The 7,338-nt window shown below is 67.6% G+C and carries 9 protein-coding genes; 5 read left to right on the forward strand and 4 right to left on the reverse strand.

Annotated elements, in window-relative coordinates; all coding sequences use genetic code 11:
• The first annotated feature begins 45 nt into the window (after nt 1-45).
• On the forward strand, nt 46-1,551 hold the full coding sequence (locus MT490_RS17620) for an alpha/beta hydrolase (RefSeq protein WP_297390638.1): 1,506 nt from the start codon (nt 46-48) through the stop codon (nt 1,549-1,551).
• 67 nt (nt 1,552-1,618) lie between these two features.
• Here MT490_RS17620 and gmk read toward each other — a convergent pair whose 3' ends face one another.
• The 4 genes from gmk to MT490_RS17640 all read right to left on the reverse strand — a co-directional run bounded on the left by gmk (nt 1,619) and on the right by MT490_RS17640 (nt 4,824).
• Nucleotides 1,619-2,269, reverse strand: coding sequence for a guanylate kinase (gene gmk / locus MT490_RS17625; RefSeq protein WP_297390640.1), 651 nt, complete (start codon nt 2,267-2,269; stop codon nt 1,619-1,621).
• A 49-nt stretch (nt 2,270-2,318) separates the two neighbouring features.
• Nucleotides 2,319-2,513, reverse strand: a complete 195-nt coding sequence (locus tag MT490_RS17630; protein ID WP_297390642.1) for a hypothetical protein — start codon at nt 2,511-2,513, stop codon at nt 2,319-2,321.
• Between the two features lie 204 nt (nt 2,514-2,717).
• A complete protein-coding gene (fumC, locus tag MT490_RS17635; protein ID WP_297390644.1) occupies nt 2,718-4,112 on the reverse strand; it encodes a class II fumarate hydratase in 1,395 nt (464 codons plus the stop codon).
• 229 nt (nt 4,113-4,341) lie between these two features.
• A complete protein-coding gene (locus MT490_RS17640; protein ID WP_297390646.1) occupies nt 4,342-4,824 on the reverse strand; it encodes a ClpXP protease specificity-enhancing factor SspB in 483 nt (160 codons plus the stop codon).
• Between the two features lie 100 nt (nt 4,825-4,924).
• On the opposite strand from MT490_RS17640, the gene hisB reads away from it, so the two are divergent.
• The 4 genes from hisB to hisA all read left to right on the forward strand — a co-directional run bounded on the left by hisB (nt 4,925) and on the right by hisA (nt 7,299).
• Nucleotides 4,925-5,512: an imidazoleglycerol-phosphate dehydratase HisB gene (hisB, locus tag MT490_RS17645; protein WP_025495411.1), complete on the forward strand. Its 588-nt coding sequence runs from the start codon at nt 4,925-4,927 to the stop codon at nt 5,510-5,512.
• The gene (locus MT490_RS17650) at nt 5,512-5,784 is read left to right on the forward strand and encodes a YciI family protein (RefSeq protein WP_297390649.1); all 273 of its coding nucleotides are present in this window, start codon (nt 5,512-5,514) and stop codon (nt 5,782-5,784) included. The genes hisB and MT490_RS17650 overlap by 1 nt, the downstream gene beginning before the upstream one ends.
• Nucleotides 5,781-6,383, forward strand: a complete 603-nt coding sequence (hisH, locus tag MT490_RS17655; RefSeq protein WP_297390651.1) for an imidazole glycerol phosphate synthase subunit HisH — start codon at nt 5,781-5,783, stop codon at nt 6,381-6,383. The genes MT490_RS17650 and hisH overlap by 4 nt, the downstream gene beginning before the upstream one ends.
• Nucleotides 6,384-6,567: 184 nt before the next feature.
• On the forward strand, nt 6,568-7,299 hold the full coding sequence (gene hisA, locus MT490_RS17660; protein ID WP_297390653.1) for a 1-(5-phosphoribosyl)-5-[(5-phosphoribosylamino)methylideneamino]imidazole-4-carboxamide isomerase: 732 nt from the start codon (nt 6,568-6,570) through the stop codon (nt 7,297-7,299).
• Nucleotides 7,300-7,338: the final 39 nt, after the last annotated feature.

Consider the following 7,338-nt stretch of genomic DNA (forward strand, 5'->3'; position numbering starts at 1 on the left):
TATTAGAGAGCCATTGGACCGCAACCCATTTCTCGGGGAGTTTCCATGCGATCGATTCGGACGCTGGCCTGTGCGTTTCTGGCATTGGCCCTCCAGACGCTGCCTCTCCCGGCATTTGCCCAGCAAAGGGCGCCGAACCGGATCGTGATCGAGCAGGGAAGCGTAAAGCTCCCGACCGGCGAGACCGTCGCCTATGAGATCGGCACGCTCTACGTGCCCGAGAACCGCGCCAGGCCGGACAGCCGCCGGATCGGCATCGGCTTCGCGCGGATCAAGGCACCGCGTCCCACCGGCGCGCCGCCGGTCTTCTGGCTGCCGGGCGGCCCCGGCCTCAGCGTGCTCGGCGCTTTCACCGACAAGGACGACACCGCCCAGAGCCGTCTGCGCCACTGGCTGAACTTCGGCGCGGTCGGCGATCTCGTCGTGGTCGAGCAGCGGGGTTATACGCGGCGCGGCGAGATGCTCGTCGAGACGGCGGATGCGTTGCCGCTCGACAAGCCGGCCTCGGTGCGCGCCGACGCGCTCGCGATGCAGGCGCTGGCACGGCGGGCGGTGGCGCGCAATCCCGACAAGGACCTGTCCGGCTATACGATCGAGGCGTACGCGGCCGATGTCGACGATGTTCGCCGCGCACTCGGCTATGACAAGATCAGCTTGTTCGGCGGCAGCTTCGGCTCGCAATGGTCGCTCGCGGTGATGCGCTTCCATCCCGAGATCGTCGCGCGGGCCGTGCTTTCCTCCGTCGAGCCGCTGAACAACGGGTTCGACATGCCGTCGCATGTCTTCGCCGCGCTTCAGCGCATCGCTTTCGATGCCGACCGCGATCCCGGCCTGGCGCCTTGGCTGCCCAAAGGCGGGATGATGGAGGCCGTCCAGGCGCTCCACCAGCGGTTCGCCGCCGGCCCGGTTCGCGTCACCGTCGCTGACGACACCGGCAAGGCGCAGACAGTCGTGCTGGGAGCGGAAGACCTTCAGCTTGCATTTCTCGCCCATACCGACGAGGCGAAGCGTTGGCCGGCCTTCATCCTTTCCCTCTATCATGGCCATTATGACGACTGGGCGCGCCAGGCGATCGCCGACCGCGCCGCCGGTCCGGTCAAGCTGATCGGACCACTCGCCGATAGCAGCCTGGGCGCCACCGCCGAGCGCGCGCATCTGATGCGGGTCGATCCGGCAGTGGACCTGCTGGGCAGCTGGAATTTCGCATCGAACTTCGCCTCGGCAGCCGATTGGCCCACGCCCGATATGGGCGACGAGGTGCGGCTGCCGCGTATTACGCCGATCCCGATCGTCTTCGTCCATGGCGACTGGGACACATCGACGCCGATCGAGAACACGCTTGGCCTGCTGCCTTATTTTCCCAATGGCCACGCGATCCTAGTGCACCGCGCCGGGCATAACGGCACTTTCTACCAACTGCGCGAGGATCCGGCCGCCAAGCAGGCGGTCTATGATTTCCTGAGAACGGGGGAGACGCGCGGGCTGCCGACCGAGGTCTCGCTGGCCGCCCCCAAGTTCGACGTGCCCGGTTTCGCCCCGCCGGTTCAGTGACGCGCTGATCCAGCATCGTCAGCCCCTTTTGACTCCGCCCGACCCGGCAAAACCCGCCTGCCCGGCGCTACTTGTTCAGCCCCCGGATGAACCCGATCAGCCCGGTCTGGCGCGAGCGGCGCAGGCGTTCGGCCTTCAGGATCGTGTGCACTGACTCGTAGCATTGCTCGACCTCGTCGTTGACGAGGACATAGTCATAGCCGTCCCAATGGCTCACCTCGGCGGTGGCGCGGGCCATGCGCGCGTCGATCACTTCGATCGAATCGGTCGCACGGCGGAGCAGGCGCTCGTGCAGTTCCTTGAGCGACGGCGGCAGGATGAACACGCGGATCACGTCGCCGCCGGCGAGCTGGAACAATTGCTGCGCGCCCTGCCAGTCGATGTCGAACAGCACGTCGCGGCCCGCGGCGAGGATCTTGTTCACGCCGTCGCGCGGGGTGCCGTAGCGATGGTCGAAGACGTGCGCCCATTCGAGGAACTCGTTGTTCGTCGCCATCTCGCGGAACTTCTCGAGATCGACGAAATGATAATCCACGCCGTCCACCTCGCCCGGGCGCATCGGCCGGGTGGTGTAGGACACCGACATCTCGAGGAACGGATCCGCGGCGAGCAGCTTGCGCGCGATCGTCGACTTGCCCGCGCCGGAGGGCGAGGAAAGCACGAAGAGGACGCCGCGGCGGCGGAATTTGTGCGGATCGTTCTCGGTGCGATGGGGCATGGGCGCTACTGGCGTGCGGAGCCGCCCCCCGTCAAGTCGGAGTGTCGGGTCAGACCGGCGGGTTCGAACCCTGCGACAATTTGTGCACGCCGTACGCCACCGCGCCGAGCACCAGCGCCGCCGGCACGATCCGCTTGGTGGCCTTCCAGGTCAGCACCCCCGCGATCGCCCCGAGCGCGCCGCCCTTGCCGTCGCGGCGATCGATCCGGTTGCCGATCCAGCCTGCAATCGCGTCGCCGATCATGAATACTCCCTCGCTTGCTTGAGTCGAGGAGTAAGCGGTTGAATCGCTGCTAAGTTCCTCCCCGAGCTCGGCTCGGGGAGGGGGACCGCCGGCCGCAGGCCGGTGGTGGAGGGGCCGCCGTCGCAGACGGCGGACTACGTCCGCCGCCCCTCCACCAGCTTCGCTGGTCCCCCTCCCCCAGCAAGCTGGGGGAGGAATTAGAAGTTACCGCCCCACCATCGTCTCCGGCCGGACGTATTTGTCGAAGGTCGCCTCGTCGACCAGCCCGAGCGCCAGCCCGCTCTCCTTGAGCGTCAGCCCCTTCTCGTGCGCGTTCTTGGCGATCTTGGCGGCATTGTCATAGCCGATCGCGGGCGCCAGCGCGGTCACCAGCATCAGCGAGCGGTTGACCAGCTCGGTGATCTGCTTCTCGTTCGCCTTGGCCCCGTCGACCGCGCGCTCGGCGAAGCTCACCATGCCGACCGACATCAGCTCGATCGAGCGCAGCACGTTCGAGCCGATCAGCGGCTTGAACACGTTGAGCTCGAAATGGCCCTGCATGCCGCCGACGGTGACCGCAGTGTGGTTGCCGATCACCTGCGCGGCGACCATCGTCAGCGATTCGCTCTGGGTCGGGTTGACCTTGCCCGGCATGATCGAGCTGCCCGGCTCGTTGGCCGGCAGGTCGAGCTCGCCCAGGCCCGAGCGCGGGCCCGAGCCCAGCAGGCGGATGTCGTTGGCGATCTTGGTCAGCGACACCGCGAGCGTGTTGCAGACGCCCGAGAGGTTCACCAACTGGTCCTTGGTCGCCAGCGACTCGAACTTGTTCGGCGCGGTGACGAAGGGGAGCCCGGTGATCTTCGCGATCTCGGCCGCCACGTCCTCGGCATAGTTGGGCGGCGAGTTGAGCCCGGTGCCCACCGCGGTGCCGCCCAGCGCGAGCTTGAAGATGTCGAGATCGAGCACGCTCTCGAAGCGCGCCCGCGCCGAGACCAGCATCGCGGCATAGCCGGAGAATTCCTGGCCGAGCGTCAGCGGCGTCGCGTCCTGCAGGTGGGTGCGGCCGATCTTGACGATGTGGTCCCATGCCTTGACCTTGGCATCGAGCGAGGCCTGCAGCCGATCGAGCGCCGGATAGAGCTTCATCGTCACCGCGCGCGCCGCGGCGATGTGCAGCGCGGTCGGGAATGAATCGTTCGACGACTGCGCCATGTTGACGTGATCGTTGGGGTGGACAGGCGACTTGCCGCCCTTCTTGCCGGTGAGGATCTCGTTGGCGCGGCCGGCGATCACTTCGTTGACGTTCATGTTGGTCTGGGTGCCGCTGCCAGTCTGCCAGATCACCAGCGGGAACTGATCGTCGAGCTTGCCGTCGACGATCTCCTGCGCGACCTGGTCGATCACCTTGGCGATCTCGGGGTCGAGCCCGTGCTTGACGTTCACCCGCGCCGCGGCCTGCTTCACGATCGCCTGGGCATGGACGATGCCGAGCGGCATGCGCTCCATGGGGCCGAACGGGAAATTCTCGATCGATCGCTGGGTCTGCGCGCCCCAATAGCAATCGGCGGGAACTTCGATGGCGCCGATCGAGTCGGTTTCGGTGCGGGTTTCCTGAGTCACACAACCTCCGTTCGCCCTGAGCTTGTCGAAGGGCGGTTCTACTTTTCGCGGGCGCTGTAGAGGCAAGTGCCAGCATTGGACAAGCACCCCAAACCGTCACCCCGGCCGAAGTGCCGGGGTCCACCGCGCGGCTGGGAGAGGCCCTCAAACCTCTTGTCCTGCCATCGCGGCCCCGTGGACCCCGGCACTTCGGCCGGGGTGACGAGGAAATGGCGGCACGGTCGCCCGATTATTTCTTCCGCTTGAAGTCCACCGAGACGACGTTCGAGCCGTCGTCGGCCGGAGTCACGGTCGGGCCGTCATTCTCGGCCTCCTCGTGCGGCTCGGGGCCTTCGGGCACGTCCTGCGCCTGGAAGCGCAGCTCGAAATTGACCGCCGGATCGTGGAAGCCGGTGATCGCCGAGAAGGGGATGTTGAGGATCGCCGGCACCTGGTTGAAGCTCAGCCCGACCGAGAATTTCTCGTCGTCGACCTTCAGGTCCCAGAAGCGGTGCTGGAGGACGATGGTCATCTCGTCCGGGAAGCGCTCGATCAGCCGCTGCGGGATGTCCACCCCGGGGGCGTGCGTCTTGAACGTGATGTAGAAATGATGCGCGCCCGGCAGCGCCTGAGTCGCGGCGACCGAGCCGAGCACGCGCCCGACCACGGCACGGAGCGCCTCCTGGACGATCTCGTCATAGGGAATCAGGCTATCGGGCACTTGACCGGTCATGATCCTTGGGTAGCGCTTCAGGCCCACGGGTCAAGCGGATGCTGCTTGGCCCCAAGCAAGCCTATTTTGCTTGGGCGCACGTGGGCGCTATGGGGGCGCCATGCGCACCGCCACGATCAGCCGCAAGACGAGCGAGACCTCGGTCGACGTCACCGTCAATCTCGACGGCACCGGCGCCTATGCGGTCTCGACCGGCATCGGCTTCTTCGACCACATGCTCGAGCAGCTCAGCCGGCATTCGCTGATCGATCTCGACGTGAAGACCGTGGGCGACCTGCACATCGACCAGCACCACACGGTGGAGGACACGGGGCTCGCGATCGGCGAGGCCGTAGCCAAGGCGCTCGGCGACAAGAAGGGCATCCGCCGCTACGCCGACGCGCTCTCGCCGATGGACGAGACGCTGGCGCGCGTCGCGATCGACATCTCCGGCCGGCCCTTCCTCGTCTGGAAGACCGAGTTCAGCCAGAAGCGCCTCGGCGAGATGGACACCGAGATGTTCGAGCATTGGTTCCACAGCTTCGCGCAGACCGCGGGCGTGACGCTCCATGTCGAGACGCTGTACGGCACCAACAACCACCATATCGCCGAGGCTGCGTTCAAGGGCCTCGCCCGGGCGCTGCGCGAGGCGATCGAGATCGATCCGCGCAAGGCCGACGCGATCCCCAGCACCAAGGGCGTCCTCTGATGATCATCGTCCTGCTCCGCTACACCGGCGACGTCACGTCGCACCGCGACGCGCATGTCGCATGGCTGCGCGCGGCGCTGGCCGAGGGCCGGCTGGTCACCGCCGGACGCCAGCCCGAGACCGGCGGGGTGCTGATCGCCCGTGGCGAACGCAGCGCCGTCGAGGCCTGGGCGGCGCAGGATCCGTATCTGCTGGCGGGCGTGGCGACGAACAGCTTCGTCGAATTCACGCCCAGCATGGCGGCCCCGGGGCTGGAGTCGCTGCTGCCGTGAGCGTCGCGCTGATCGATTACGGCGCGGGCAATCTCCACTCGGTCCACAATGCGCTCAAGGCCGCAGGCGCCGAAGGGCTGACGATCACTGCCGATCCGGACCTGGTCGCGGGCGCCGACCGCATCGTGCTGCCCGGCGTCGGCGCCTTCGCCGCCTGCGCCGCTGGCCTGCGCGCGATCCCGGGCATGACCGAAGCGCTCGACCGGCGCGTCCGCCGCGAAGGCGCGCCCTTTCTCGGCGTCTGCGTCGGCATGCAATTGATGGCCGATACCGGCGAGGAGCGCGGCGTGCATGCCGGGCTCGGCTGGATCCCCGGCACCGTCCGCGCGCTCCCGCCCTCCCCCGGCGTGCGCGTGCCGCACATGGGCTGGAACGACGTCGTCCCCACCGCCGATCACCCGCTGATCGAGCCCGGCGAGGCCTATTTCCTCCACAGCTTCGCCTTCGAAGGCAAGCATGTGCTGGCCACGACCGAGCATGGCGCGCGGATCACCGCCGCGATCGGCCGCGACAACATGGCCGGCGTCCAGTTCCACCCCGAAAAGAGCCAGCGCTACGGCATCGCGCTGCTGGAGAGGTTTTTGAAATGGCGGCCCTGATCAATCAATTCCTCCCCGAGCTCGTCTCGGGGAGGGGGACCGCGCGACGCAGTCGCGTGGTGGAGGGGCCACGCCGCAGGCGTGGACCAAAGGGTGAGGTGCTCCCGCCGCTGACGCGGCGGCCCCTCCACCATTCGCTATGCGAATGGTCCCCCTCCCCGAGCAAGCTCGGGGAGGAATTGTGATGCCCCTGATCGTCTTCCCCGCCATCGATCTCAAGGGCGGCCAGGTCGTGCGCCTCGCCGAGGGCGATATGGATCGCGCCACCGTCTATGGCGACGATCCCGCCGCGCAGGCGGAAATCTTCGCGCAGGCCGGGGCGGAATGGCTCCATGTCGTCGATCTCGACGGCGCGTTCGCGGGTGAATCGGTCAACGGCGCCGCGGTGGCGGCGATCCTCGGGCGCTTCGGCGGCAAGGTCCAACTGGGCGGCGGGATCCGCAACCGCGAATCGATCGATCGCTGGCTCGATCTCGGCGTCCGGCGCGTGGTGATCGGCACCGCGGCGCTGGAGGATCCCGATCTCGTCCGCGCGGCGGCACGCGACAATCCGGGCCGGATCGTGGTGGCGGTCGACGCCCGCGACGGCATGGTCGCGACGCGCGGCTGGGCCGACGTGTCGGACGTATCGGTGGTCGAGCTCGCCCGCCGCTTCGAGGATGCCGGGGTCGCGGCCCTGCTCTTCACCGATGTCGGCCGCGACGGGCTGCTCAAGGGATGCAATGTCGAGGCGACCGTGGCGCTGGCGCGCGCGGTGTCGATCCCGGTGATCGCCAGCGGCGGAGTGACCGACATCGGCGACATCCACGCGCTCAAGGGCCATGTCGCCGACGGGATCGAAGGCGTGATCACCGGGCGGGCGCTGTACGACGGCCGGCTCGACCTGGCCGAGGCAATCGAGGTGGCGAAGGGATGAGAGCGCAACAAGCAATAGCCCCTCCCCTTCAGGGGAGGG

Origin of the sequence: Sphingomonas sp. (genome assembly GCF_026460985.1) — a bacterium.
GTDB lineage: Bacteria > Pseudomonadota > Alphaproteobacteria > Sphingomonadales > Sphingomonadaceae > Sphingomonas.

What these genes read in the sequence shown, in the direction of transcription:
- MT490_RS17620 (WP_297390638.1), top strand. Translation starts at nt 46, where the DNA reads ATGCGATCGATTCGGACGCTGGCCTGTGCGTTTCTGGCATTGGCCCTC.
- hisB (WP_025495411.1), top strand. Translation starts at nt 4,925, where the DNA reads ATGCGCACCGCCACGATCAGCCGCAAGACGAGCGAGACCTCGGTCGAC.
- hisA (WP_297390653.1), top strand. Translation starts at nt 6,568, where the DNA reads ATGCCCCTGATCGTCTTCCCCGCCATCGATCTCAAGGGCGGCCAGGTC.
- MT490_RS17640 (WP_297390646.1), bottom strand. Translation starts at nt 4,824, where the DNA reads ATGACCGGTCAAGTGCCCGATAGCCTGATTCCCTATGACGAGATCGTC.
- MT490_RS17630 (WP_297390642.1), bottom strand. Translation starts at nt 2,513, where the DNA reads ATGATCGGCGACGCGATTGCAGGCTGGATCGGCAACCGGATCGATCGC.
- MT490_RS17650 (WP_297390649.1), top strand. Translation starts at nt 5,512, where the DNA reads ATGATCATCGTCCTGCTCCGCTACACCGGCGACGTCACGTCGCACCGC.
- gmk (WP_297390640.1), bottom strand. Translation starts at nt 2,269, where the DNA reads ATGCCCCATCGCACCGAGAACGATCCGCACAAATTCCGCCGCCGCGGC.